The following is a 25,456-nucleotide window of genomic DNA, read 5'->3' as shown; positions in this document are numbered from 1 at the left end:
GCCGGCCGGCGTGGCAGGCTCCGCGGGGCGATCGGCGCGTTGCCCGGCGCCTCGATCTCCCCTATAGGATGAGCATCCGTTATCACGGAAGGAGACCTCCCACATGAGAGCCGTCCGGACGATCCCGCTCCTCGCCACCGCACTCCTCGCGCTCGCCGGCGTCGCCCGTGCGGCGCCGGCCCAGACCCTCAAGGTCGGCACCGAGGGTGTTTACGCTCCGTTCACGTTCCAGGACGCCGACGGGAAGCTCACCGGCTACGACGTCGAGGTCGTCCGGGAGATCGCGCGGCGCGCCGGGCTCGAGCCGGTGTTCGCCCCGACGCCGTGGGACAGCATCTTCCTCGGGCTCGACTCGCGGAAGTTCGACCTGGTCGCGAACCAGATCGGCAAGACGCCCGAGCGCGAGAAGAAGTACCTCTTCACCGACGACTACCTCGTCTCCGGCGCACAGATCATCGTCAAGGAAGGGCGCGCCGGGACGTTCTCCGGGCTCGAGAGCCTCGCGGGCCTGAAGGTCGGCACCGGCGTCGGCAGCAACTACAGCAAGCTGCTCGAGGCCTACAACGCGAGCCACACCCCGCCCATCGACATCAAGTACTACGACGGGACCCTCACCACCGTCCTCCAGGACATCGTCGCGGGCCGCCTCGACGCGACCGTGAACGACCGCCTGACGGTGGGGTACAACGTCAAGAAGCTCGCGCTCCCCGTGAAGCTGGTCGGGGCGCCGCTCGCGCTCGTCCCCTCGCACTTCGTGGTCCGCAAGGGGCCGGAGGGCGAGGCGCTCGTGAAGCGCCTCGACGCGGCCATCGCCGCGGCCAAGCGGGACGGCACGCTCGCGAAGCTCTCCGTGAAGTGGTTCGGCGCCGACTACACGCGCTAGCGCTCCCTCCCGCCCGTGGACGCCGCCGGCATGGAGCCGCTGCTCGACTATCCCTTCATGGTGTCGGTGGTGCCCGCGCTCCTGCGGGCGCTGCCGGTCACCCTGAACGTGACCGTGGTGTCGATGAGCCTGGCGCTGCCGCTCGCGCTCGCCACCGCCCTCGTCCGGATCTCCCGCGTCCCGGTGCTCCGGCACGTGGCGGCGCTCTACGTCTCGTTCATGCGCGGCACGCCGCTCCTCGTGCAGATCTACCTCGCCTACTACGGCCTGCCGAAGGTGCTGAACCACCTCGGCGACCGCTACGGCTGGTCCCTCGACGTGAGCAGCATCCCGGCCATCGCCTTCATCTACCTCGCGTTCACGCTGAACGTCGGGGCCTACGCCTCCGAGACCTTCCGCGCGGCGATCGAGGCGATCGACCGGGGGCAGATGGAGGCGGCGCTCTCGGTGGGGATGACGCGCTGGCAAGGCATGCGCCGGATCGTGCTCCCCCAGGCGCTCACCATCGCCCTGCCGAGCCTCGGGAACACCGTCATCGCGCTGCTCAAGGACACCTCGCTCGCCTTCCTCGTGTCGGTGGTGGAGCTCATGGGGGAGGCGAAGATCCAGGCGGCGCGCGGGCTGCAGTTCTTCGAGGTCTACCTGGTGGCCGCGCTCGTCTACTGGGTCATCTGCATCGGCATCGAGCGGGGCATGGCGGTGCTGGAGCGCCGGGTGAGGCGGTACGAGGGGCTCTCGCCGGCATGATCGAGCTCCGCGACGTCACGAAGGCGTTCAACGGCGTGCCAGCCCTGCGGGGCGTGAGCCTCGAGGTCCACGAGGGCGAGTCCGTCGTCATCCTCGGGCCGAGCGGCTCCGGCAAGTCCACGCTGCTGCGCTGCGTGAACTTCCTCGAGCGCCCGGACGGCGGGACGATCCGCGTCGGCGATCTCACCGTGGACGCCCACCGGGCCACGAAGGCGGAGGCGGCGGCGCTGCGGCGGCGGACCGCCATGGTGTTCCAGCACTACCACCTGTTCCGCAACAAGACCGCGCTCGAGAACGTGATGGAGGGGCTCCTCGTGGTGAGGAAGCTCCCGCGCGCCGAGGCCCGCGCCGCGAGCGAGCGGGTCCTCGCGCGCGTCGGTCTCTCGAACCGGCTCTCCTACTTCCCGTCCCAGCTCTCCGGCGGCCAGCAGCAGCGGGTCGGCATCGCCCGGGCGCTCGCGCTCGAGCCCGACGTCATCCTCTTCGACGAGCCGACCTCGGCGCTCGACCCGGAGCTCGTGGGCGAGGTCCTCGACGTGATGCGCGGCCTCGCCCGCGACGGCGTGACGATGCTCGTCGTCACCCACGAGATGGGCTTCGCGCGCGAGGTCGCCCAGCGCGTGATCTTCATGGACGAGGGGCGCATCGTGGAGGAGGGCGCGGCCGAGGACGTCTTCCAGCGCACGCGCCACGAGCGGACGCGGCAGTTCCTGCAGCGGGTCAAGCGGACCTGACGGGCGTGCATCCGTGCACGGGCCCCGTGCATCTCCGCGCGAGCGTCGAGGCCCGGATTCCGGTACACGTGCCTCGAGCGTCCGGGGTCCCGGAGGCGAGGAGGGTGGCACCCTTGTCCCGTCGAGGCTGGCTGCTGTTCGTCGCGCTGTGCGTGATCTGGGGGATCCCGTACCTGCTCATCAAGGTCGCGGTCCGGGAGATCACCCCGGCGAGCCTCGTCTTCCTGCGCACCGCCATCGGCGCGCTCGTCCTCCTGCCGGTGGTGCTCCTCTCCCGGGGCGACCTGCGCGCCCTCCTGCCGCGCTGGCGCCCCATCGTGCTGTTCACCGTGGCGGAGCTCGCGGTCCCGTGGCTCCTGCTCTCCGACGCCGAGCGCCACCTGCCGAGCTCCCTCGCGGGCCTCCTCGTCGCGTCGGTGCCGCTGGTCGGCGTCGTGCTGGCCCGCCTGAGCGGGGTCCCCGAGCCGCTCGGAGGACGCCGTCTCGCCGGGCTCTGGGTCGGGCTCGCGGGCGTGGTCGCGCTGCTCGGCCTCGACGTGCGCGGGGGAGACCTGCGCGCGGTGGGCGAGATGGTGCTCGTGGTGATCGGCTACGCGGTGGGCCCCATGGTCGTGTCCCGGCGCCTCACCGACGTGCGGACCCTGGACGTGGTGGCGGTGTCGCTCGTGCTGGGCGCCGTGGGGTACGCGCCGTTCGGGATCGCCCAGCTCCCCGCCGCGCTGCCGTCGATCGAGGCGATCCTCTCGGTGGTCGTGCTCGGGGTGCTCTGCACGGCGCTCGCCTTCGTGCTCTTCTTCCGGCTCATCGCCGAGGTCGGGCCGGTGCGGGCCACCGTGGTCGCGTACGTCAATCCGGCGGTCGCCGTAGCCGCGGGGGTCGCCGTGCTGGGTGAGCCGCTGACGGCGGGCACGGTCATCGGGTTCTTGCTCATCCTCGCCGGCTCCTGGCTCGCGACCGGAGCGCCGGTGCGCGCCGCCGCCTCCTCGGCGTCCCCGATGGCGCCGGGCTCCGCCGGACAGGCGTGAGGCCGGGTCGCGGCGCGCTGACGCGCCGTCCTTGATCGCACGCAACCCTCGGCTTTCACTTGCGCGGCGCGTCGTCGTCGTGACGCGCGGTTGCTTGCCCTCGAGAAAAAAGCGCGAGGCGGGTGAACGGGAGCCTCCGATTGTGCTTCAATGCCGCGCACTCTGCAGCCCGGTACTGAGGTGCATCACCCAACGTAATGGAGGCACGATGAACTTCTCGAAGCTCAGGGCGATCGCCCTGGTGAGCGCGGCGCTCGCCATGCCCGCCGCCGGCCACGCCCAGGACGCGAAGCCCGGTGAGTTCAAGATCCCCGGCACCAACACCACGCTCAAGCTCAACGGCTTCGTCGAGCTCGACGCCACCTACGACTTCAGCGGCGCCGACGAGGACATCCGCGGCGACGACTGGGCGTCCTTCCTCGAGTTCCAGCCGCTCGACCGCGGCGAGCGCGACAAGGACCGCCTGTACGTGACCGCCCGCACGTCGCGCGTCGGCCTCACCACCACCACGCCGACCGACCACGGCAACCTCGTGGTCCGCGTCGAGGGCGACTTCAACTCGCCGTCCGCCTTCAACTACTCCACCGAGGCGACCACCAACGGCACGAACTTCCGCATCCGCCACGCCTACGGCGAGTACGCCGGTTTCCTGGTCGGCCAGACCTGGGCCAACTTCATGGATCTCGGGTCGCTCCCCGACACCGTGGACTTCAACCCGCACGGCGCGTTCGCGCTGACCCGCTCGCCCGGCGTCCGCTACACCGCCAACTTCGGCGGGCCGACCCTCGCGGTCGCCCTCGAGAACCCGCAGAGCCTGGTGCTCAACACGGAGAAGGCTCCCGGGACGCTCACCGTCGGGCGCGAGTTCGACCGCTACCCGGACGTCTCCGCGAACCTCACGGTCCCGTTCTCGCTCGGCCACCTGAACCTGCGCGCCGTGACCTTCGAGTACCAGGGCCGCACCGCGGCCGGCGTGCACGACAGCCGCTGGGCCTGGGGCGCCGGCGTCTCCGGCAGCGTGAAGCTCGGCAAGCTGGACAGCGTGGTGTGGTCGGTCCAGGGCGGCGACGGCATCGGCCGCTACATGTTCACGACGCTGTTCCAGGGCGCCGCGTTCGTGGGGAACGACATCGAGATGTGGAGCGCGGTCGCGTACCACGTGGGCCTCACCCACAACTGGTCGCCCACCTTCCGCTCGAACCTCATCTGGACCCAGACGTTCTTCGACAAGGACGACGCGCTCGCGGCCGAGCTGGGCGATCCCCTGTCGAACAAGCGCATCGACGCCGGCTACGTGAACTCGTTCTACAGCCCGGTGAAGAACGTCGAGCTCGGCCTCGAGTACGCGTACGGCCGCCGGACCGTCTTCGCCGCGGCCCTCGCCGATCCGTCCAACGACGTGGGCACGCAGCACCGCGTCAACGCGCTCGCTCGCTACACCTTCTTCTAGGCGGGGCGGGTGGTTTCCGAGGGGGGCGGTGGCCGAGCGAGGCCGCCGCCCCCCTCGTTTTCGTCGTCACCTCGGCGCGGTGCGCAAAGAACCGGGGGTGAGGAGGGTGCCCGCGAAACGAGCACCGCCCGGGACGGCGCCGCGGGCCGGGAAGCGCGTTGCACATTGCCCATGACAAATGCGTTCTGTATGACGGAAGCTTCCGTTTCTTCACCCCTGGAGGCTCCCATGCGTTTCGCGCGAGCGTTGGCGGTTTCGGCACTGGTCCTGGCCGTAGCCGGTTGCGAGAAGAAGCAGGAACCCGCCGCTGCGGGTCAGCAGCAGGCGGCGGCACCGTCGGACACGATCCTCATCGGGCACGTCGCGTCCCTCACCGGCGAGCAGGCGACGTTCGGCGAGTCGACGGACAACGCCATCAAGCTCGCGATCGCCGAGGCGAACGCGAACGGCGGCGTGAAGGGCAAGAAGCTCGCGCTCAAGACGTATGACGACCAGGGCAAGCCCGAGGAGGCCGCGGTCGCCGCGACGCGCCTCATCGTGCAGGACAAGGTCGCGGTGCTCCTCGGCGAGGTGGCCTCCAGCCGCTCGCTCGCGATCGCGCCGATCGCGGACACCAACAAGGTCCCGCAGATCTCCCCCACCTCGACGAACCCGCGCGTCACGAAGGACGGCACGAAGACGCGGCCCTACGTCTTCCGCGTCTGCTTCATCGATCCGTTCCAGGGCACCGTGATGGCGAAGTTCGCCCACGAGAACCTGAAGCTGAAGCGGGTGGCCATCCTCCGCGACGTCGGGAACGACTACTCGGTCGGCCTCGCCGACTACTTCTCCGCCAAGTTCAAGGAGCTCGGCGGCGAGGTCGTGAGCGACCAGAGCTTCAAGGCCGGTGACCAGGACTTCAAGGCCCAGCTCACCGCCATCAAGAACAAGAACCCCCAGCTCATCTACGTCCCCGCCTACTACACCGACGTCGCGCTCATCGGCCGCCAGGCCCGCGAGCTGGGATTCAAGGGTCCCCTCGCCGGCGGCGACGGCTGGGACTCGGCCAAGCTGTACGAGATCGCCCAGGGCGCGCTCGACGGCTCGTACTTCTCGAACCATTACACCCACGAGAACCCGGACCCGCGGGTCCAGAACTTCGTGAAGAAGTACAAGGACACCTACGGCTCCGTGCCGGACGCGCTCGCCGCCCTCGGATACGACGCGGCCCTCGTCGCCATCGACTCCATGAACCGCGCCAAGGACCTCACGGGCCCTTCGATCCGCGACGCCATCGAGCAGACGAAGGGCTTCCACGGCGTGGCGGGCAACATCACGCTCGACGCGGATCACAACGCCGTGAAGTCGGCCGTCGTGATCGGCATCGAGAAGAACACCCCGAAGTACGTCACGACCGTCGAGCCGTAGGGCTCCGCCTTCCGTAGAGAAGGGGAGGGGTTGATCGAGGCCCCTTCCCTTCTCTATGGTGTCGCACCCCATTTCCCCGGGTGGCCCGCGTGACCGAGTTCCTTCAGCACTTCGTGAACGGCCTCTCCGTCGGGACGATCTACGCCCTGATCGCGCTCGGCTACACGATGGTGTACGGCGTCCTGAAGCTCATCAACTTCGCCCACGGCGACGTCTACATGGTGGGCGCGTTCTCGGGCTACTACCTGGGGATCGTCGGCGGGGGAGGCGAGCCGTCGTTCTTCCGGGCGGCGTACGTCACCCTGGGCGCGATGATCGCGTGCGCGCTGCTCGGGTTCGTGATCGAGCGCTTCGCCTACCGGCCGCTCCGCCACCGGGCGCGGCTGACCGCGCTCATCACGGCCATCGGCGTCTCGTTCCTGCTCGAGTACGGGTTCCAGCTGTCGCCCTGGATCCGCACCCCGGTGCAGTTCCCGCCCGGCCCGAGCCCGCGCTTCTTCCCGCCGCTCATCGACTTCGGCGGCGAGCGCTCCATCGAGGTCCTCGGCGCGACGATGCCCAAGATCGATCTGCTCGGGCTCGGGGTCGCGCTCGGGCTGATGCTCGTGCTCCAGTTCATCGTCTACCGCACGCGCTTCGGCACCGCGATGCGCGCCGTCTCCTTCGATCCGCAGGTCGCCGGCCTCATGGGGATCCCCGTGAACCGGATCATCTCCTGGACCTTCATGCTGGGCAGCGCGCTCGCCGCGGCGGCCGGCATCATCAACGCCTCCTCGCGCCCCAAGATCGAGCCGCTCTTCGGCCTCATCTCCGGGCTCAAGGCGTTCGTGGCGGCGGTGCTGGGAGGCATCGGGAGCGTCCCCGGCGCCATGGCGGGCGGGCTCCTGCTCGGGCTCACCGAGGAGTACGTCGCCGGCTACACGGACTCGTCCTACCGCGACGCCATCGCGTTCACGGTGCTCATCCTCGTGCTGCTGATCCGCCCAGCCGGCCTCTTCGGCCGCGTCACCGTGGAGAAGGTATAGTGGCGCGCGCGAAGGCAGTGTTCCGGTCGATCCTGCCCTTCCTCCTGGGGCTGCCCGTCCTCTTCGCCATCCAGTCGGTGACGCCGCCCGACTACGCGCTCATCCTGGTGAGCGTCGGCGTGAACGTCGTGCTGGCGGTCTCGCTCAACGTGGTGAACGGCTTCACCGGGCAGTTCTCGCTCGGGCACGCCGGGTTCATGGCGGTGGGCGCGTACACCGCCGCGAAGATCACCACCGGGCTCGTGGGCGTGGACCTCCCCTTCGTCCCGCAGGCCTTCTCCGATCAGGCCATCTTCGCCCTGGCGCTCAGCGCGGGCATGGCCACCGCGGCGCTCGCCGGCTTCCTGGTGGGCATGCCCTCCCTGCGCCTGCGCGGCGACTACCTCGCCATCGTCACGCTGGGGTTCGGCGAGATCATCCGCTCCGTCATCGAGAACATGAAGACCCTCGGGCAGGCGACGGGCCTCTCCGGCCTGCCCCCGCGGACCAACCTCGTGTGGGTGGGCGTCTCGGCCATCGCCACGGTGGTGATGGCGCGCCGGCTCGCGGTCTCGACCCAGGGCCGGGCGCTCTTCGCCATCCGCGAGGACGAGGTCGCGGCCGAGGCGATGGGCGTGGACACGACCGGCTACAAGGTGCGGGCGTTCGTCATCTCGGCCGCGTACGCCGGCCTCGCCGGCGCGCTCATCTCGCACGCCATCCTGCTCGCCACGCCGCGCATGTTCACCTTCGTCCGCTCCATCGAGGTGGTGGTGATGGTGGTGCTCGGCGGCCTCGGCTCCATCACGGGCTCGATCGTCGCCGCCTGCACCCTCACCATCGCGCTGGAGCTGCTCCGCGAGTTCCAGGCCTACCGCATGGTCGTCTACGCGATCCTCCTCATCGCGCTCATGCTGCTCCGCCCCCAGGGGATCTTCGGGACGCGGGAGATCTGGGACCTCGCCATCGTCCGCCGGCTGTTCCGGACCCGGCAGCTCGCCGCGACGGGACCCGCCGGCGCCTCGCCGACCGAGGTCCGCGACGACTCGACCAAGGGGGTCGTATGAGCGCGCCCCTCGAGGCGAAGTCGGTCACCATGCGGTTCGGGGGGCTCAAGGCCCTCTCCGAGTTCAGCCTGGTGATGGAGCCCGGCGAGCTCGTCGGCCTCATCGGCCCGAACGGCGCCGGCAAGACCACCGCCTTCAACGCCATCACCGGCGTCTACACGCCCAGCGAGGGCGAGGTCCGGGTGTCCGGCGAGCTCGTGAACGCCCAGCGCCCGCACGAGATCTGCGGGAAGGGCGTCGCCCGCACCTTCCAGAACATCCGCCTCTACAAGCAGCTCACCGCGCTCGACAACGTCCGGGTCGCCTGCCACGCGCGGGCGACGAGCGGCTTCTTCGACGCGCTGTTCCTCACCGCGCGCCACCGCACCGAGGAGTCCCGCATCCTCTCCCGCGCCGAGGAGTACCTGAAGGTGATGGGGCTCTCGCACCGGCGCGACGAGATCTCCCGCAACCTGCCCTACGGCGAGCAGCGCCGGCTGGAGATCGCCCGGGCGCTCGCGACCGGCCCGAAGGTGCTCTGCCTCGACGAGCCGGCGGCCGGCATGAACGCCGCCGAGAAGGTCGAGCTCATGCAGCTCATCCGCAACATCCGCGATCGGTTCGGCATCTCGATCCTCGTCATCGAGCACGACATGCGGCTCGTGATGGGCGTCTCCGAGCGGCTCCTCGTGCTCGACCACGGCGTGACCATCGCGCAGGGCAAGCCCGAGGCCATCCGGAAGAACCCGAAGGTGATCGAGGCCTACCTCGGCGACGCGTACCTCGAGGAGAAGCACATCGCGATCACCCCGGAGGGCGCGCGATGAGCGGCGACGGCCTCATCCTCCAGGTGAAGGACCTGCGGGTCCACTACGGCGCCATCGAGGCGCTGCGCGGGGTCTCCCTCGAGGTCTCGCAGGGCCAGGTCGTGGCGCTCATCGGCGCGAACGGCGCGGGCAAGACCACCACCCTCCGCGCCGTGTCGAAGATGCTCAAGCCGAGCACCGGCGCGATCCACTTCAAGGGGGAGGACGTCACGCGGCTCCCCTCGCACGCGCTCGTGGCGCGCGGCATGGCCCACGCGCCGGAGGGGCGGGGGATCTTCCTCAACCTCACGGTGCGCGAGAACCTCGACCTCGGCGCGTACCTCCGGAGCGACCGGGCCGGGATCGCCCAGGACGCCGAGCGGCAGTTCTCGCTCTTCCCCATCCTCGCCGAGCGCCGCAACCAGGTGGCGGGCACGCTCTCGGGCGGCGAGCAGCAGATGCTGGCCGTCGCCCGCGCGCTCATGAGCCGGCCCAAGCTGATGCTGCTCGACGAGCCGTCCCTGGGGCTCGCGCCGCAGGTCGTCGAGCGCATCTTCAGCGTGCTGCGCGAGGTGAACGCCTCCGGCGTCTCGCTGCTCCTCGTCGAGCAGAACGCCCACAAGGCGCTCCAGCTCGCGCACCGGGCCTACGTGCTCGAGACCGGCAACGTCGTGATGCAGGGGACCGGCAAGGAGCTGCTCGCCTCGCCGGAGGTCCGCAAGGCGTATCTCGGGGAGTGACGGGCCACGCGCGCGCGGTGTGTCCACGCGCGCGCCGGGAGGCTATCTTCCGGGGATGTCCATCGCCTCACCACGCTCGGCGCAGGGCCGGGAGTTCCTGGCCGGCTGCCGCGACGAGCTCCCCATCCTGCTCGGCGTCGCGCCCTTCGGGATGATCTACGGCCTGCTCGCGCTCGGCGCGGGGCTCCCCGCGCTCACCGCCCAGGCGATGTCGTCGGTGGTGTTCGCCGGGTCGGCGCAGTTCATCGCGACGCAGCTCATCCGCGAGGGCACGCCGGCGGTGGTCCTCGTCGTGACGGTGTTCGTCGTGAACCTGCGCCACGCGCTGTACAGCGCCTCGGTCGCGCCGCGCCTCAAGCACCTCGGGACCGGCTGGAAGGTGCTCCTCGCCTACCTCCTCACCGACGAGGCCTACGCCGTCGCGGCCTCGCGCTACGCGCGCGACGGCGACCGGCCCGACGTCGCGCCGCACCTCCACTGGTACTTCCTCGGGGCCGGCGTGACCCTCTGGGCCGCCTGGCAGGCCAGCACCGCCGCGGGGGTGTTCCTCGGCGCGGCCGTGCCGCGGAGCTGGTCGCTCGACTTCACCCTCGCCCTCACCTTCATCGCGCTCGTCATCCCGGCGCTGAAGGACGTGGCGGCCGCCGCCGCCGCGATCGCCGCCGGCCTCCTCGCGGTCATGGTGGTGGGGCTGCCCTACAAGCTCGGCCTGGTGCTCGCCGCGCTGGTGGGGATCCTCGTCGGGCTGTTCGTGGACGCGAGGCGGGCATGAGCTGGCTGCCCGCCCTCGCCGTCGCCGGGCTCGTCACCTTCGCGATCCGGCTCTCCTTCATCCTGCTCCTCGGGAAGGTGGAGCTGCCGCCCATCGTCACCCACGCGCTGCGCTTCGTCCCGCCCGCCGTGCTCTCGGCGATCGTCTTCCCGGAGCTGCTCGTGCGCGACGGCGCGCTCGACCTGCGCCCCGGGAACCTCCGGCTCGTGGCGGGCGTCGTCGCGGCCCTCGTCGCGTGGCGCACGCGGAACGTGGTCCTCACCATCGCGGTCGGGATGGCGGTGCTGTGGACCCTGCAGGCCCTGGCCTGACGAGCGCGCCGCGATGGTCATCCCCCCGCAGAAGCTCGCGCTCTTCGTCGCCGCCACGCTCGCCCTCACGCTCACGCCCGGCCCGGCGGTGCTGTTCATCGTGGCGCGCAGCATGAGCCTCGGCCGGCGCGCCGGGTTCCTGTCGGTGCTGGGGGTGGGGCTCGGGAACACCGTCCACGCCGCCGCGGCCGCGCTCGGCCTGGCGGCGCTGCTCGCGTCGTCGCCGGTGGCCTTCTCCTTCGTGAGGTACCTCGGGGCCGCCTACCTCGTGCTCCTCGGCGTTCGCCGGGTGCTCGACCGCGGCGGTTCGCTGGGGGCCGCGGACGCAGGGGCGGCGCCCGCCGCGCCGCGCTCGATCCTCCGCCAGGGCTTCCTGGTGGCCGCGCTCAACCCCAAGACGGCGCTCTTCTTCCTCGCCTTCCTGCCCCAGTTCGCGGATCCCGCGCGCGCGTCGATGGCGGCGCAGGTCCTGGCCCTGGGCCTCCTCTTCGTGGCGCTCGCCGTCGTCACCGACAGCGGCTACGTGCTCGTCGCCGGTGGGCTCGGGGGCTGGTTGCGCCGGAACCCCGCGTTCGCGCGCAGGGAGCGCTACCTGAGCGGCGCGATCTACGTGGGCCTCGGCGCGCTGAGCGCGCTCGCGCGGTGACGGCGTTGCTCGCCTGGGCCGAGCCCGTCGCGATCCGCGCCCTTTGCCCCGCTCCGCGCGGGCTGATATGTCCTCGCGCCGTGCCCGCGACCGAGCCCGAGCGAACGGTGATGGACCCCGCGGCGGCAGTGCCGCCGGGGGCCCCCGCGCGGCCTCCGCGCGGGCGCGGCACGGCGCTGGGGGTCGCCTACGTGGCGGCGTCCGCGGTGAGCTTCGGCACGCTGCCCATCTTCGCGCGCCTCGCCTACGCGTCGGGCGTGGACACCTCGACGCTCCTCCTGCTCCGCTTCACGATCGCCGCCGCCCTCATGTGGATCGTGCTCGCGCTCCGCGGCGCCCGGGTCCCGCGGGGCAAGGGGCTCGCCATGCTCGTCGGCATGGGGGCGATCGGGTACGCCGGGCAGGCGTTCTCGTACTTCACCGCGGTGAGCCTCGCGTCGGCCGGGCTCGCGGCGCTGCTCCTGTACCTCTACCCGGCCCTCGTCGCGATCCTGGCGCGCGTCGTCCTCCGCCACCCGCTCTCCGGCGCGCAGCTCGTCGCCATCGTCATGGCGCTCCTCGGGAGCCTGCTCACCATCGGGCGGGCGGTGGACGGGTCGCCGCTCGGGATCTTCTTCGGCGTGCTCGCGGCGCTCATCTACTCGGTCTACATCCTCACCGGCGGCCGGCTCCCGGCCGGCATCACGCCGACCGCCTCGACCACGGTGGTCAGCTCGGCCGCGGCGGTGGTCTTCGCGGGCGTGGTCCTGCTGCGCGGCCCGCAGCTGCCGCGGACGCCGGTGGGCTGGGCCGCGGTCCTCGCCATCGCGGTGATCTGCACCGTGCTCGCCGTCGCGTTCTTCCTGGCCGGGCTCGAGCGGCTCGGTCCGGTGCGGGCCTCCGTCTACTCGACCCTCGAGCCCGTGACCACGCTCGTCCTCGCCGCCGTCCTGCTCGGCGAGCAGGTGACCCTCGTGCGCGCCGCGGGCGGGGCGCTCATCCTCGGCGCCGTGCTGCTCCTCTCGCGCGTCGAGGCGGCGTCCCGGTGACGGTCCCCGCGGAAGGGTCCCGCGGCGCGGCTGGGGTCGGCTACGCCGCGGCCGCGTATCTCATGTGGGGGCTGTTCCCGCTCTACTTCCACGCCCTCGCCGGCGTGCCCGCCCCCGAGATCCTAGCCTACCGCATCGTCTGCTCGACGCTGTTCGTGGCGGCGCTCGTGACGCTGAAGCGGCGCTGGGCGGACGTCCTCCGGCAGCTCCGCGCGCCGGGGACGCTTCCGAGCCTCGCCGCGAGCGCGCTCTTCATCTCGGCCAACTGGCTCGTCTACGTCTGGGCCGTGAACGCGGGGCGCGTCCTGGAGGCGAGCCTCGGCTACTTCGTGAACCCGCTCGTCTCGGTGGTCCTCGGCGTGGTGTTTCTGCGGGAGCCGCTCACGCGCGCGCAGCGGATCGCGGTGATCCTCGCGGCCCTGGGCGTGGTCGCGCTCGTCGTCCGCGCCGGGACGTTCCCGTGGGTCGCGCTGGCCCTCGCGCTGACCTTCGGGCTGTACGGGCTCATCCGCAAGCGGGTGCGGGTGGACGCGACCGCCGGGCTCCTCGGGGAGGTGGCGCTCCTCACGCCCGTCGCGGCGATCTACCTCGCGGCGCTGGGGGCCGCGCACGCGGGCCACCTCGGCGCGAGCGCACGCGTGACGATCTTCCTCGCCGCGAGCGGGGTGGTGACCGCGATCCCGCTCATGCTGTTCGCCCTCGGCGTCCAGCGGCTCCGGCTCTCCACGATCGGGCTCCTCCAGTACGTGAACCCGACCGTCCAGTTCGCCATCGCCGTGCTCGTCTTCCGGGAGCCGTTCTCCGCGGCGCACGCCCTGACCTTCGGCTGCATCTGGCTCTCGCTCGCGATCTACTCGTTCGAGGCGCTCGCGCTGGCTCGGCGTCAGGCGGGGTGACGGGACGCGACCGTCGGGCCCCGTGAAGAGACGCTCGCCGGCCAGGGAGAATCCTCCCGAGCGTTGCCGCCGAGCTCGGGGCGTGCTCGAAGGCGGATCGAACCTGCATCGCGTGCGGTACGATCGGTCGCATGCACGCCGTCCTGCCCTGCATCGCCGCGCTCCTGGTCTCCGCCTCGACGCCGGCAGAACCGCGTCACGATCCCGAGCCACCGACGGGCGCCTGGGACGATGAGCCCGAGGCGACGCAGGGGGACGCCGAGAGCACTGCCGCGCTGACGCTCGAGCGAGACGGCGCGGACGCCGTCCCGGCGCTCGTCGCCGCCCTCCGCGCCGAGAGTCCGTACGACGCGGGCAGCGTCATCGCGAGCGACGCACGCTTCGTGCGGCTCACGCACGCGGAGCGGGCCCGGCTGCTCGACGGGCTCGAGGAGGGGATCCGCTGGTGGGCCCCGCTCCTCAACCTCTACCCGGGATACGGGCTCGGCTCTCTCGCGTCGCGTGACCCGCGCGGCGCGTGGCTCGCGGCGGCGGACTTTGCAGGCTCGACGCTCTTCTTCGCGGGCGTCCTCTCGGCGTTCGGGACCTCGCAGCCCAGCCGCAGCGGGTCCGTGCTCTTGGGGACGGGCGCGGCGCTCATCCTCGGCTCCCGGGTGGGGGGAGTGATCCTCCCGTTCACCTTCTCCGGCCGGCGCCACCGCGAGGCAGAGCGCGCGCTGCGGGCACTGCCGCCGCCCGTCACGGCGATGCCGGCCCTGCTCCCGATCGCGCCGGGACGCGGAGCCCCCGGCGCGGCCCTCGGCGTGGCGCTCCGCTATTGATTGGGAGGCGATCCTTCGACGCGGGGGCCGCTGCCTGCTCCACCGCGCGCAAGGTCCACGCCTGCGGCTCCAGGAGCTCTACGCGCCGGTCTTCCCGCCGAGGTAGGCCGCCTGCACCTTCGGATCGGACGCGAGGGTCGCGGCCGGGCCCTCGAGCACGATCCGGCCGACCTCCATCACGTAGCCGCGGTGGGCGAGCTTGAGCGCCGCGCGGGCGTTCTGCTCCACCAGCACCACCGTCACGCCCGTCTGCTCGTTGATCTCGCGCAGCGTGCGGAAGATGGCCTTCACGAGCAGCGGGGCGAGGCCGAGGGACGGCTCGTCGAGGAGGAGCACGCGCGGCTTCGCCATCAGGGCCCGCCCGATGGCGAGCATCTGCTGCTCGCCGCCGGAGAGGGTGCCGGCGAGCTGCAGCCGGCGCGTCTCGAGGACCGGGAAGAGCTTGTAGATCCAGGCGGCGGTGGCGGCGATCTCGTCCTTGTCGGAGCGGGTGAACGCCCCGAGGACGAGGTTCTCCCGCACGGTCAGCGTGCCGAAGATGCGCCTGCCCTCCGGCGCCTGGGCGATCCCGAGCCGCACCCGCTCGTGCGCCGGGATGCCGGCCGCCGGCTTGCCGTCGTAGCGGATCTCGCCGCCCGAGGGGCGCAGGAGGCCGCTGATGGCGCGGAGGGTGGTGGACTTCCCGGCGCCGTTCGCGCCGAGGATGCTGACGATCTCGCCCTGCCGGACGGCGAGGTCGATGCCGTGCAGGGCCTCGACGTTGCCGTACTTGACCCGCAGGCCGCGCGTCTCGAGGAGCGGCGCGTCCACTAGACCTCCTCCGTGCCGAGGTACGCCTCGATGACCCGCGGGTTCGCCTGGATCGCGGCCGGGGAGCCCTCGGCGATCTTCTGTCCGTACTCGAGCACCACGATGTGCTCGCAGGCCCGCATCACGAGGCTCATGTCGTGCTCGATGAGCAGGATGGTGATGCCGCGCGCCCGGATCCGGCCGATGAGGCCGATGAGCTCCTCGGTCTCCTGCTCGTTCATCCCGCCTGCCGGCTCGTCCAGGATCACGAGCCGCGGGTCCGCGGCGAGCGCCCGGGCGATCTCGAGGCGCCGCTGGTCGCCGTAGGCGAGGTTCTTCGCGAGCTCCATGGCGCGCCCGCGCAGGCCGACGAAGGCGAGCTCGTCCACCGCCCGCGCCGCGGCCTCGCGCTCCTCGCGGACCTGCCAGGGCGGGCGGAGGAGCGCGCCGAGCGCGCCGCTCCGCGTGCGGCAGTGGCGCCCGGCGAGGACGTTCTCGACGGCCGAGAGCTGCTGGAAGAGCCGGACGTTCTGGAAGGTGCGGGCGATCCCCGCCTGCACGATCTTGTGCGTCCGCATCCGGTCGATCGCCCGGTCCTGGAAGCGGATCGTCCCGTGGTCGGCGCGGTAGTTGCCGGTGATGAGGTTGAAGGTGGTGGTCTTCCCGGCGCCGTTCGGCCCGATGAGGCCGACGACCGAGCCTGCCTGGACGTCGAACGTGACGTCGCTCACGGCGGTGAGCCCGCCGAAGCTCTTCGTGACGCCGCGGACCTCGAGCAGCGCGCTCACGACGACGCTCCTGCCCGGCGCACGTCGGACTCCTTGAAGCGGAGGAGCCGGAACGGGAGGAGCCCCTGGGGCCGGACGACCATCATCACCATCATCACGAGGCCGAAGACGAGCATGCGCGCGCTCGCGAAGCCGCGGAACACCTCGGGGAGCACCACCACGAGCACCGCGCCCACGATGACGCCGGGGATGGAGCCCGAGCCGCCGAGGATCACCATGAGGAAGAGGACCACCGACTCCCAGAACCCGAACGACTCGGGGGAGATGATGGTCATCTTCGCGGCGTAGAGGGTGCCGGTCATGCCGGCCCAGGCGGCGCCGAGCGCGAAGGCGAGCAGGCGGTAGCGGGCGGTGTTCACGCCGCTGCCCTCGGCGGCGACGGGGTCCTCGCGGAGGTAGTTGAGGGCGCGGCCGAAGCGCGACTGCTCGAGGCGGTGGAACAGGAGCACGGTGACCGCCACGAAGGCCCAGATCAGGTAGAGGAACTCGTGCGGGCGGCGGATCTTGTAGCCGAACACCATCGGGCGGGAGATGCCGAAGATCCCGTTCGCCCCGCCAGTGAGCCCGAACACGTCGTTCACGAGCGCGATCCGCACGATCTCGCCGAGCCCGATGGTCACCACGAGCAGGTAGTCGCCGCGCAGGTGGACGACGGGACGGGCCACCAGCGCCGCGAAGACCGCCGCCACCACGGCGCTCGCCGGGAGCGTCCAGAGGATCGGGATCTGGTACCTCGTGTTGAGGATCGCGGCGGTGTAGGCGCCCACCGCGTAGAACGCCGCGTGCCCCATGTTGAAGAGCCCCGCGTCGCCGAGGATGAGGTTCAGGCTCAGCGCCAGGAGGACGTAGAGCCCGACGCTGTTCAGCACGTCGAGCCAGTACGCGTCGAGGAAGCGGGGCGCCGCCACGATGAACGCGGCCGCGAGGGCGTACCCGACCGCGAGGCGGGTGGTGGTCCGGGCCGCCATCAGACCTTCTCCGCCACGCGCTCGCCGAGCAGGCCGGACGGACGCACGATGAGGATGAGGATGAGCACGAGGAAGGCGAACGCGTCCTTCCAGGCGATGGAGAGGTAGGCCGCGCCGAGCGCCTCGACGACGCCGAGCAGGAGCCCGCCCACCATCGCGCCGGGGATGTTGCCGATCCCGCCCAGGATGGCGGCGGTGAACGCCTTCATCCCGTAGATCCAGCCCATCGTGAAGCTGATCTGGCCGTAGTAGAGCCCGACGAGGAGGCCCGCCCCGCCGCCGAGGGCGGGGCCGATCACGAAGACGATCGTGACCACCTTGTTCACGTCGATGCCCATGAGCCGCGCCGCGCCCTGGTCGATGGCGGCGGCCCGGATGGCGGTGCCGACCTTGGTCTTCTGCACGAACAGGTAGAGGGCCGCCATGATGGTGACGGACACCAGCACGACCGCGAGGCGCATCACCGGCATCTGCTGGCCGAGGAACGAGACCGTCGTCTGCGGGAGGACGTCCGGGTAGACCTGGTACCGGGCGCCGTAGACGAGCATGAGGGCGTTCTGGAGGAAGATCGAGGCGCCCAGCGCCGAGACCACCGCCGACAGGCGCGGCGACTCCCGCAGCGGCCGGTAAGCGGCCCGCTCCAGGATCACCCCGATGACGGCGACGAGCCCCATCACCATCACCGCCAGCACGACGAGCGCGAGCGCGAGGCCGAGGTGATCGTGGAGGAGGAACGACGTGAGGAGCGTCATCCCGAGGTACGCGCCGTAGGTGAAGAGGTCGCCGTGCGCGAAGTTGATGAGCCGGAGCACGCCGTACACCATCGTGTACCCGAGCGCGATCAGGGCGTAGATGCTCCCGACCGCGAGCCCGTTCGTCACCTGCTGGAAGAATTGCTCCATGAAGTCTGTCGGCTCCGGAGGTCGAGCGGGGCCCCTTGCGGCGGGGCCCCGCTCCGGGTTGCAGGACTACTTCTGCAGGACGAAGTTGCCGGCCGCGTCCACCGCGTACACGCGGTACAGCTCGCCGACCCGGTCACCCTTGTCGTTGAAGGCGATCTTGCCGGTGAAGCCCGGGAAGTCCTTGAGCTGGCCGACGAGGTACGCCCGCAGCTTGTCGGCGTCCGTCGACTTCGTCGCCTCGATGGCCTTCGCGACGACGCGGAAGCCGTCGCCGGCGAGGACGCCGTAGATCGAGCTCGGGGCCTCGCCATACTTCTTCTGGTAGCTCGCCACGTAGGCCTTGGCCTCGGGCGTGTCGAGGTCCTTCGGGACGGGCGGCGAGAGGAACTGGAACCCGGCCGCGGCGTCCTTGCCGGCGATCTTGACGAGGTCGGGGTTGTTGATCGCGTCGCCGCCGATGAACGGGACCTTCCAGCCCATCTGCTTCTTCTGCTTCAGGAGCAGGCCGGCCTCGGGGTAGTAGCCCGTGAAGAACACGACGTCCGGCCCGGCCGCCTTGAGGCGCGTGAGGATGGCCGAGTAGTCCTGCTCCTTGGGCGTGAGGGCGTCGAAGAAGGCGATCGGGATGTTGCGCTTCTTGAGGATCGCGGCGATCTCGTCCGCGAGCCCCTTCGAGTAGGCGGAGCTGTCGTGGAGCAGCGCGACCTTCTTCGCCTTCAGCTTCTCGAGGGTCGCGGCGCCGACGCGCCCCTGCTCGTCGTCGCGCGGGCAGGTCCGGAAGAAGTGCTTGAGCCCCTTCTCGGTGAGCCGTACGGCGGTGGAGCCGTTCGCCACCTGGATGACGCCGGCCTCGTCGAGGATGTTCTGGGTCGCCTCGGTCACCGCCGAGCCGTACGTGCCGATGACGGCCACGACGCCGCGGGTGGTGAGCCGCTGCGCGGCGAGGGCCGCGGTCCGCGGATCGCCGCCGTCGTCCTCCAGCACCACCTCGATCTGCTTGCCGAGCAGGCCCCCGCGCGCGTTCTGCTCCGCGGCGAGCAGCTCGACGTTGCGCTTCATCTCCTGGCCCTCGCTGGCCCAGGAGCCGGTCATCGGGGCCATCAGCCCGATCTTGACCGTGTCCGCCGCGCGGGCGGATCCGAATGCGAGCAGGGACATCGCGACAGCGAGTCTCATCGGCTTCGTCATGTGTCCTCCTTTGAACCCGGGGAGGCGACATCTCAGCACCAGTCGGGCGCCCTCCGGTAGCGGAAACGCGTGAGGGGGCCCGTTCCGACCGGCGGTCGCGGGGTCCGGGGGTCGTCATCCCCTCGCGCCCGAGCCCGGGGCGGGTTGGTTCCGCATCGCCCGCCAGGAGGGTTTCTTGTAGGTTGCGGCGCACTGCGTCGGGCGGCACGTCGCGGCCCGGCGGCTCAGGAGAACGAATGCAGGGCATCGGAACCGTCGTCAACGTCGGCGCCATCGTCGCCGGGACCGGGGTCGGGCTGCTCTTCGGCCGGCTGATCCCGGAGCGCGTCCGCTCGACCGCCATGGCCGCCATCGGGCTGTCGGTGCTCGGGGTCGGGCTGCAGATGGCCCTCGATCCGCGCGTCGACGCGACGAAGCTGGCCCACGCGGGCGCCGGGCCGTTCCACCCCAACCCGCTCGTCGTCATCGGCGGGCTGGTGGTGGGAGGGATCGCGGGCGAGCTGCTCCAGCTCGAGCTGCGGCTGGAGCGCTTCGGCATCTGGATGCAGTCCTTCGCGCGGCGGGCGCCCGCCACGGCGGGCCACGCCGCGCCGCAGGGCCATGACCTCGTCGAGGGGTTCGTGACGGCGTCCTTGCTGTACTGCGTCGGAGCCATGGCCGTGATCGGCTCGATCCAGGACGCCGCCGGCCAGCCCGACGTGCTGTTCGTCAAGGCGCTGCTCGACGGTGTCACCTCCATCGTGCTCGCCTCCACGCTGGGTCCGGGGGTGGGACTCTCGGTGCTGCCGCTCGCGCTCTACCAGGGTGGCATCACGGCCGCCGCGAGCGGCGTGGCCGCCTACCTCACGGTCCCGGTCCTCGCGACGCTCACCTCGGCCGGCGGCCTGCTCATCGCCGCGATCGGCCTCGATCTCACCGGCATCAAGCGGCTGCCGGTGGGCAACCTCCTCCCCGGCGTGTTCGTCGCGGCCGTGCTCGCCTACGTCGTGCCCTGAGCGGCGCACGCGCGCCGTTTCTTCACGCTGTGGCTGCCGTTCACGCTCCGGAACCGCCCGCCGTCACGGCGATTTCGGCGCGTTTTCACGCGCTGAATAGCGCTGCGCGGCGGCGCGTCGGCAGGGCATGAACGCGACGACGATCCGGCGGCCCAGGGCGCTCCTCCTCGACGACGACGCGAACGTGCTCCGGCTCCTCGGCGCGGCCCTGGAGGCGCGCGGCTTCGAGGTGCGCGCCGCGGCGGATGCGACGAGCGGCCTCGGCCTCCTCCTCGACGAGCTCCTCGACCTCGACGTGCTCGTCGTCGACTCCGCGCTGCCCGGCCGCGACGCCGTGTCGTTCGTCCACCTCGTCCGCCACGCCGGAGGCGAGCGCGACCTCGGCATCGTGGTCCTCGCCGCCGGCGCGGCGCGGGGGCTCTGCGAGCAGCTCCTCGCCCTCGGCGCCGACGCGGTCGTGGACCGCGCGCTCGGACCCGCGGCCGCGGCGGAGGCCGTCGGCGCGGTCGCCTCGCGGCGCGCGCAGCCGGCGCCCCTCCGGGCAGCGGACGAGGTGCACCCTGCGGCGCGCGGCACGCTCGTCGTCTCGACCGTCGCTGCGCCTGCGCCTCGCCAGCGGCTGGCAGATCGCCGTCGGGGTTTCACCCCTGCACTTCGGATCGCGTGCGCCACCGCGGGCGGCCTCGCAGCAGTCGCCGTGGCGCGGTGATCCGGTCGGGGGACCTTCGCCGCTACGCCGCCGCGCCTGCGAAGAACGCCTCGACGCGCTCGACGAAGGCGCGCGGGTGGCTCGCGTGCGGCACGTGGCCGGCGCCGGTGAAGGTGTGGCGCGTCGCATGCGGCAGCGCCGGGGCGAGCCGGTCCAGGATCGGGCCGAACAGCGGCGGGCTGCGGTCCCCCTGCGTGAGCAGCACCGGCCCGGGGAAGGCGCGGAGCGCGGAGAGGTCGAGGTCGAGCGCGTCGGGATCCTCGATCTCGGCGAGGAAGGAGGGCGCGTTCCGGAGGAAGGCCTCGCGCGCCGGCGGCGGGAGCCGGTCCCAGGTGCCCGGGCCGAGGGCGATCTCGTCGATGAACGTGCGCGCCGCGTCGGAGGGCCGTCCCGCGCGGAGGAACGCCTCGATGCGCGGGTACGCCTCGCGGAACGCGCGCAGGGCCGGCGCGGACGGGGCGTGATCGTCGAGCAGACGCACGAGGGGAGGCTCGTGCACGGCGAGCGAGCGGAATCGATCGGGGTGGAGCGAGGCCGTGCGGAGCGCGATCGACGCGCCGTAGGAGCTCGCGAGCACGTGCACGGGACCGAGGTGGAGCGCCTCGACGAGCGCGGCGAGGTCCGCCACGTGATCGTGGACCGTGGCCGGGCGGTCGCGGGCGGCGGAGCGGCCGTGGCCGCGCCGGTCGTAGGCGACGACTGCGCGCCGCTCGGCCAGCGCGGGCGCCACCGCGTCCCAGCCGTGGTGGTCGCCCCAGGAGCCGTGGACCAGCACGACGGGCTCGCCCGCTCCGCGAATCGTGTGGAACAGCCGCAACCCGCCCGCGTCGCTCGCCATCGCGCGATGGTAGCGCCGCCGCCGCCGGGAAGCACGGGAGGCGCGCGAGGCCCCGGCGATCGGTACTCCGCGGGCGCAGGACGCCGGTCGCGCATCACGCGCTCCCCTGGAACGACGGCGGGCCCGCGATCGCGCTCGCGGGCCCGCCGGGGTCACTGCTCGCTCCGCGTCTAGCCTGCGGTCGGCTCGTGGCTGAACATCGTCAGGATGGGCTCGCTGAGCTGCCAGGCGCGCCCGCCGCGGATGTAGCTCTCGAGCTGGTCGATGCTCCACTGCTTCTCCTCGACCACGAGGTCGACGAGGTCCAGCATGGAGATGACGCCCACGATCTCGCCGCCCTCCTTCACGGCGAGGTGGCGGGTGTGGCCGGTGCGCATGAGCTGGGCGCACTCGCGGTCGGTCGCCTGCGGCGAGACGGACGGCAGGTCGGCCCGCATGACCTGGCAGAGCGTCGTGTGGCAGGCGTGGGCGCCGCCGCCCATCGCGGAGACCAGGTCGCGCTCGGTGACGAGGCCGACGAGCTTCGCGCCGCGGCGGACGCCCACCGAGCCGACGCCGCGCTCGGCCATGAGGCGCGCGGCCTCCCGGCAGGTGGCGGACTCGTCGAGGGAGACGACGCCGCGAACGACTCGATTCTGGATGCAGGCCATGACTGGGTTTCCTCCGCGGGCGCGGCCGGGGGAGGAGGGGCCCGGTGCGCCACGTCGAGCATCATGGGCGCGGCCGCCGCGAACGCGTCGTCGCAAGAATGGATGAGCCATAACCTCCGCTGATGGACCGCTCCTCGGAACCGCGGTCCCCTGATATGCTCGCCGCCGATGAGCAGGCTCGACCCCAGGAAGCTCGAGACGTTCCGCGTCGTCGCGCAGACGCGGAAGATCTCCGCCGCGGCGAAGCTCCTCCACCTCTCGCAGCCCGCGGTGACCGCGCAGATCCGCGCCCTCGAGGAGGAGTGCGGGCGCGCCCTGCTGCTCAGGTCTTCGAAGGGCGTGGCGCCGACCGACTGGGGATTGCGGCTCCTCGAGGCGGCGAAGCAGGTGCACGAGGTCCTCGGCGCCGTGGAGACGGAGTTCCAGGGAGAGACCGCCGTCGGCGAGGAGGTGGTGATCGGGGCGAGCATGACGACCGCCGCCTACGTCGTGCCCCCGCTCGTGGCGGGCTTCCGCGCCATCCACGGGCGGGTGCCGTTCCGCATCCAGGTGAGCAACACGGCGCGCGTGCTCGAGTGGGTCGCCGAGGGGAGGGTGCCGCTCGGGATCGTCGAGGGGCGCCAGCGCTCGCCGCGCGTTCACCTCGAGCCCTACCTCGAGGACGAGCTCGTGGCCGTCGCGGCCAGCGCCGCGCGCGATCTCTGCGGCATCGCGCGCGCCGCGGATCTCGCGAAGGTCCCGCTCCTCCTGCGGGAGCCGGGCTCCAACACCCGCGCCGTCGTCGAGGAGGCGCTGACGCGCGTGCTGGGATCGCGGCTGGTGCGCCGCTCGGAGCTCCTGTTCGGCTCGAACCAGTCCATGAAGATGGCGGCCGTGGCCGGCCTGGGCGTCGCGTTCGTGTCGCGCTGGAGCGTGCAGCTCGAGGTCGCCGCCGGGACGCTCCGCGTGCTGCCGCTGCGGGACCTGCGCCTCGTCCGGTCGTTCTCGTGGGCCACGGCGTCGCGCCAGCTCCACGGATCCGCCGGCCGCTTCGAGGCGTGGGCGCGACGCAACCCGCCGGCGCGACCGTAGGAGGTCTCGGGCACAGTGCCCTTCGGTGTTCGCCTGCGCGGGTCTCACGCGGCGGGCGCGGGGTGAGTAACGATGCAGCGTCGTCTGCGCGCCGGGCAGGGAGGCCGCGATGAGCGCGAACGAGCCGGTCCTCGTGGCGGCGGTGCAAGCCCTCGAGCTCTCGCTCCCCGGCGGCCCCTCACCGGGCGTCGCGACGCCGGACGCCTGGGCCACGCGCCGCGACGCCGCGCAGGCGGCGGCGATCGTCGCTGGGGTGGTGGGCGTGCCGGCGCTGGTCGCGGCGGCCGCCGTGCTGGCGCTGTTCGCGATGACCGCGGTGGTGCTGCTCGCGCCGGTCGTCGCGGCGGTGCTCACGTGGGTCGCCTGGAAGGCGAACCGGCCGGCGCGGCGCTGATCCTCCGGGGGCGCGGCTACGCCTGCCGGGAGCGTGGCGCGGCCGCGAGCAGCCGCTCCAGCGTCTCGACCGCGACCGGCTTCGCGAGGTGCCGGCTGAAGCCCGCGTCCGCCGCGAGCCGCCGGTCCTCGGGCAGCGCGTAGCCGGTCACCGCCACGAGGAAGGTCGCGCCGAGCGTCGGGTCCGCGCGGATCGCGCGCGCGACCTCGTAGCCGCTCATCACCGGCAGGCCGATGTCGCAGAGCACGACCTCCGGCCGCAGCGCGCGGGCCCGCTCCACGCCGGCGGCGCCGTCGTGGGCCACCGCGACCTCGTGACCCCACATGAGCAGCAGCTCGCGGAGGGTCTCCGCCGCGTCGACGTTGTCCTCGATGACGAGCACGCGCAGCGGGCCAACCGCGGCGACCGGCGCCGGCGGCTCGTGGCGCGGGCTGCCGCCGTCCGGCGGCGCGAGCGGCAGGCGGACCACGAGCTCCGCGCCGCGGCCGGCCCCACCGCTGCGGGCCTCCACGGACCCGCCGTGGAGCTCGACGAGCCCCTTCACGAGCGAGAGCCCCAGGCCCAGCCCGCCCCGCGAGCGGTGCAGGCTGTCGTCGGCCTGGGTGAACGGCTCGAACACGCGGTCGAGCATCTCGACGTCGATGCCGGCGCCGTCGTCCCGCACCCGCAGCAGGATCCCCGCCCTCGCGCCCGTGTCGCGCTCGAGCGTGACCTCGACGTGGCCGCCGCGATCCGTGAACTTCGCGGCGTTCTGCAGCAGGTTCCCGATCACCTGCGCGACGCGGGTCGCGTCGGCGTCGAGCCAGGCCGGGCCCTCCGGGAGGCTGACCTCGACCGCGATCTCGCGGGAGGCGAACAGCGTGCGGTGGTCCTCGACGGTCCGGCGGACCAGGTCGCCGAGCTCGACGCGCGATCGCCGGAGGAGGATCTTCCCGCGCGTGATGCGGGTCACGTCGAGCAGGTCGTCCACGATGCGCGTCAGGTGCACGACCTGACGATCGAGGATCGCCCTCGCGCGCGCGGCCTCGTCTCCGCAGGGGTCCACGCGCGCGAGCAGCGACAGCGCGTTGCGGATCGGCGCGAGCGGGTTCCTGAGCTCGTGCGAGAGCACGCCGAGGAACTCGTCCTTGCGGCGGTCCGTCTCCCGCAGGAGCGCGTTGCTGCGGCGCAGCTCCTGCTCGGCGCGGTCCACCCTGTCCTTCTCCTCGAGGAGCCTCCGCTGCGTCCGCTGGAGCTGCCGGACGGCGGCGACGATGGCGAGCGACGCGACGGTGAACGCGGCGAGGCGCGCGACCTCCTGGTGCGAGCGAAAGGGCTCCTGGAAGAATCTCCAGAAGCCGAGGCCGACGATCGCGGTGAACGCCAGCGCCGGCCCGGGCCCGAGGAAGTACACGACGAGAGAGACGCCCGCGACGGGGAGGCTGAAGACGAAGCCGTGGAGGAGATCCTCGAGGGCGCCGCTCGCGGCGAGCAGGGCCGCGGCGCAGCCCACCGCGAACGCGTACCGGAGCGCGTGCGCGCTCCAGGTCGGCGGCTCGTCCGGGTGGACCTCGGGCGGCTCCTCCACGGGCGGCGAATGCAGGTCCGGCGCCTGCGCCGAGCGCTCCGCCGCGATGGGCGCCGACGGCGCTGCAGAGTGCGCATGCCTCGTCATGACCGTTCAACGGACCGTACCATCTGCGCAGCCAGACGAGAGAGAGGGGTCCCGCGAGGCGATCCCCTCCAGGGCCGCAAGGCAGGTCGATCCTGGACCGGCGAGCCGGGCGAGTGCGGCCCGACTCGGGGGAGACGGGGTCTCGCCTCGAGGTGCCCTCGAAGGCTCGCGCGGCTAAGAAGGGCGGGAGGAGG

Annotated in this window: 28 protein-coding genes; 20 read left to right on the top strand and 8 right to left on the bottom strand. The window is 72.2% G+C overall.

Annotated features, from left to right (window positions below):
• Nucleotides 1–103: 103 nt before the first annotated feature.
• The 16 genes from MLV88_RS01765 to MLV88_RS01690 all read left to right on the top strand — a co-directional run bounded on the left by MLV88_RS01765 (nucleotide 104) and on the right by MLV88_RS01690 (nucleotide 14,316).
• Nucleotides 104–883: a transporter substrate-binding domain-containing protein gene (locus MLV88_RS01765; RefSeq protein WP_242333711.1), complete on the top strand. Its 780-nt coding sequence runs from the start codon at nucleotides 104–106 to the stop codon at nucleotides 881–883.
• A gap of 30 nt (nucleotides 884–913) precedes the next feature.
• A complete protein-coding gene (locus MLV88_RS01760; protein WP_242353518.1) occupies nucleotides 914–1,630 on the top strand; it encodes an amino acid ABC transporter permease in 717 nt (238 codons plus the stop codon).
• Complete coding sequence (locus tag MLV88_RS01755) at nucleotides 1,627–2,364, top strand: amino acid ABC transporter ATP-binding protein (protein ID WP_242333705.1); 738 nt, start codon at nucleotides 1,627–1,629, stop codon at nucleotides 2,362–2,364. The genes MLV88_RS01760 and MLV88_RS01755 overlap by 4 nt, the downstream gene beginning before the upstream one ends.
• Nucleotides 2,365–2,468: 104 nt before the next feature.
• Complete coding sequence (locus MLV88_RS01750) at nucleotides 2,469–3,389, top strand: DMT family transporter (protein ID WP_374109394.1); 921 nt, start codon at nucleotides 2,469–2,471, stop codon at nucleotides 3,387–3,389.
• A 208-nt stretch (nucleotides 3,390–3,597) separates the two neighbouring features.
• Nucleotides 3,598–4,839, top strand: a complete 1,242-nt coding sequence (locus MLV88_RS01745; protein WP_242333699.1) for a DcaP family trimeric outer membrane transporter — start codon at nucleotides 3,598–3,600, stop codon at nucleotides 4,837–4,839.
• Nucleotides 4,840–5,067: 228 nt separating this feature from the next.
• Complete coding sequence (locus MLV88_RS01740) at nucleotides 5,068–6,246, top strand: ABC transporter substrate-binding protein (protein WP_242333696.1); 1,179 nt, start codon at nucleotides 5,068–5,070, stop codon at nucleotides 6,244–6,246.
• A gap of 89 nt (nucleotides 6,247–6,335) precedes the next feature.
• Nucleotides 6,336–7,271 (top strand): branched-chain amino acid ABC transporter permease, encoded by a 936-nt coding sequence (locus MLV88_RS01735; RefSeq protein ID WP_242333693.1) that lies wholly within the window; start codon nucleotides 6,336–6,338, stop codon nucleotides 7,269–7,271.
• Nucleotides 7,271–8,317, top strand: coding sequence for a branched-chain amino acid ABC transporter permease (locus MLV88_RS01730; RefSeq protein ID WP_242333690.1), 1,047 nt, complete (start codon nucleotides 7,271–7,273; stop codon nucleotides 8,315–8,317). Before MLV88_RS01735 ends, MLV88_RS01730 begins: the two co-directional genes overlap by 1 nt.
• Nucleotides 8,314–9,123, top strand: a complete 810-nt coding sequence (locus MLV88_RS01725; RefSeq protein ID WP_242333687.1) for an ABC transporter ATP-binding protein — start codon at nucleotides 8,314–8,316, stop codon at nucleotides 9,121–9,123. The genes MLV88_RS01730 and MLV88_RS01725 overlap by 4 nt, the downstream gene beginning before the upstream one ends.
• On the top strand, nucleotides 9,120–9,842 hold the full coding sequence (locus tag MLV88_RS01720; RefSeq protein WP_242333684.1) for an ABC transporter ATP-binding protein: 723 nt from the start codon (nucleotides 9,120–9,122) through the stop codon (nucleotides 9,840–9,842). Before MLV88_RS01725 ends, MLV88_RS01720 begins: the two co-directional genes overlap by 4 nt.
• Nucleotides 9,843–9,897: 55 nt before the next feature.
• On the top strand, nucleotides 9,898–10,614 hold the full coding sequence (locus MLV88_RS01715; RefSeq protein ID WP_242333681.1) for an AzlC family ABC transporter permease: 717 nt from the start codon (nucleotides 9,898–9,900) through the stop codon (nucleotides 10,612–10,614).
• Nucleotides 10,611–10,925, top strand: a complete 315-nt coding sequence (locus MLV88_RS01710) for an AzlD domain-containing protein (protein WP_242333678.1) — start codon at nucleotides 10,611–10,613, stop codon at nucleotides 10,923–10,925. Before MLV88_RS01715 ends, MLV88_RS01710 begins: the two co-directional genes overlap by 4 nt.
• 13 nt (nucleotides 10,926–10,938) lie before the next feature.
• Nucleotides 10,939–11,571, top strand: coding sequence for a LysE family translocator (locus tag MLV88_RS01705; protein ID WP_242333675.1), 633 nt, complete (start codon nucleotides 10,939–10,941; stop codon nucleotides 11,569–11,571).
• 80 nt (nucleotides 11,572–11,651) lie between these two features.
• Complete coding sequence (locus MLV88_RS01700; RefSeq protein WP_242333672.1) at nucleotides 11,652–12,599, top strand: DMT family transporter; 948 nt, start codon at nucleotides 11,652–11,654, stop codon at nucleotides 12,597–12,599.
• The gene (gene rarD / locus MLV88_RS01695) at nucleotides 12,596–13,495 is read left to right on the top strand and encodes an EamA family transporter RarD (protein WP_242333668.1); all 900 of its coding nucleotides are present in this window, start codon (nucleotides 12,596–12,598) and stop codon (nucleotides 13,493–13,495) included. The genes MLV88_RS01700 and rarD overlap by 4 nt, the downstream gene beginning before the upstream one ends.
• 131 nt (nucleotides 13,496–13,626) lie before the next feature.
• Complete coding sequence (locus MLV88_RS01690) at nucleotides 13,627–14,316, top strand: P13 family porin (RefSeq protein ID WP_242333665.1); 690 nt, start codon at nucleotides 13,627–13,629, stop codon at nucleotides 14,314–14,316.
• Between the two features lie 78 nt (nucleotides 14,317–14,394).
• On the opposite strand, the gene MLV88_RS01685 is transcribed toward MLV88_RS01690, so the two are convergent.
• The 5 genes from MLV88_RS01685 to MLV88_RS01665 form a co-directional block, all read right to left on the bottom strand.
• Entirely contained in the window at nucleotides 14,395–15,126 is a 732-nt protein-coding gene (locus MLV88_RS01685) for an ABC transporter ATP-binding protein (protein ID WP_242333662.1), read from the bottom strand.
• Nucleotides 15,126–15,893 carry an ABC transporter ATP-binding protein gene (locus MLV88_RS01680; RefSeq protein ID WP_242333659.1) on the bottom strand — a complete coding sequence of 256 codons (768 nt, stop codon included), beginning with the start codon at nucleotides 15,891–15,893 and terminating at the stop codon, nucleotides 15,126–15,128. Before MLV88_RS01680 ends, MLV88_RS01685 begins: the two co-directional genes overlap by 1 nt.
• The gene (locus tag MLV88_RS01675) at nucleotides 15,890–16,861 is read right to left on the bottom strand and encodes a branched-chain amino acid ABC transporter permease (RefSeq protein ID WP_242333656.1); all 972 of its coding nucleotides are present in this window, start codon (nucleotides 16,859–16,861) and stop codon (nucleotides 15,890–15,892) included. The genes MLV88_RS01680 and MLV88_RS01675 overlap by 4 nt, the downstream gene beginning before the upstream one ends.
• Nucleotides 16,861–17,763 (bottom strand): branched-chain amino acid ABC transporter permease, encoded by a 903-nt coding sequence (locus tag MLV88_RS01670; RefSeq protein ID WP_242333653.1) that lies wholly within the window; start codon nucleotides 17,761–17,763, stop codon nucleotides 16,861–16,863. Before MLV88_RS01670 ends, MLV88_RS01675 begins: the two co-directional genes overlap by 1 nt.
• Nucleotides 17,764–17,829: 66 nt before the next feature.
• The gene (locus tag MLV88_RS01665) at nucleotides 17,830–18,921 is read right to left on the bottom strand and encodes a branched-chain amino acid ABC transporter substrate-binding protein (RefSeq protein ID WP_242355699.1); all 1,092 of its coding nucleotides are present in this window, start codon (nucleotides 18,919–18,921) and stop codon (nucleotides 17,830–17,832) included.
• Between the two features lie 266 nt (nucleotides 18,922–19,187).
• Between MLV88_RS01665 and MLV88_RS01660 the strand changes: the two genes are divergently transcribed.
• A complete protein-coding gene (locus tag MLV88_RS01660; protein WP_242333647.1) occupies nucleotides 19,188–19,946 on the top strand; it encodes a DUF554 domain-containing protein in 759 nt (252 codons plus the stop codon).
• 127 nt (nucleotides 19,947–20,073) lie between these two features.
• On the top strand, nucleotides 20,074–20,655 hold the full coding sequence (locus MLV88_RS01655) for a response regulator (RefSeq protein ID WP_242333644.1): 582 nt from the start codon (nucleotides 20,074–20,076) through the stop codon (nucleotides 20,653–20,655).
• Nucleotides 20,656–20,677: 22 nt separating this feature from the next.
• On the opposite strand, the gene MLV88_RS01650 is transcribed toward MLV88_RS01655, so the two are convergent.
• Together MLV88_RS01650 and MLV88_RS01645 are read right to left on the bottom strand one after the other, a co-directional pair.
• A complete protein-coding gene (locus MLV88_RS01650; RefSeq protein ID WP_242333641.1) occupies nucleotides 20,678–21,493 on the bottom strand; it encodes an alpha/beta fold hydrolase in 816 nt (271 codons plus the stop codon).
• Between the two features lie 170 nt (nucleotides 21,494–21,663).
• Entirely contained in the window at nucleotides 21,664–22,143 is a 480-nt protein-coding gene (locus MLV88_RS01645; RefSeq protein ID WP_242333638.1) for a CBS domain-containing protein, read from the bottom strand.
• Between the two features lie 168 nt (nucleotides 22,144–22,311).
• On the opposite strand from MLV88_RS01645, the gene MLV88_RS01640 reads away from it, so the two are divergent.
• The gene (locus MLV88_RS01640) at nucleotides 22,312–23,214 is read left to right on the top strand and encodes a LysR substrate-binding domain-containing protein (RefSeq protein WP_242333635.1); all 903 of its coding nucleotides are present in this window, start codon (nucleotides 22,312–22,314) and stop codon (nucleotides 23,212–23,214) included.
• A 109-nt stretch (nucleotides 23,215–23,323) separates the two neighbouring features.
• On the top strand, nucleotides 23,324–23,608 hold the full coding sequence (locus MLV88_RS01635) for a hypothetical protein (RefSeq protein WP_242333632.1): 285 nt from the start codon (nucleotides 23,324–23,326) through the stop codon (nucleotides 23,606–23,608).
• Between the two features lie 16 nt (nucleotides 23,609–23,624).
• Here MLV88_RS01635 and MLV88_RS01630 read toward each other — a convergent pair whose 3' ends face one another.
• A complete protein-coding gene (locus MLV88_RS01630) occupies nucleotides 23,625–25,262 on the bottom strand; it encodes an ATP-binding protein (protein WP_242333629.1) in 1,638 nt (545 codons plus the stop codon).
• Nucleotides 25,263–25,456: the final 194 nt, after the last annotated feature.

The sequence above is a fragment of the Anaeromyxobacter soli genome (assembly GCF_022808855.1).
Taxonomy (GTDB): Bacteria; Myxococcota; Myxococcia; order Myxococcales; family Anaeromyxobacteraceae; genus Anaeromyxobacter; species Anaeromyxobacter soli.
The sequence above is the reverse complement of the archived record's forward strand: the minus strand, read 5'-3'. Positions and strand labels throughout refer to the sequence as shown.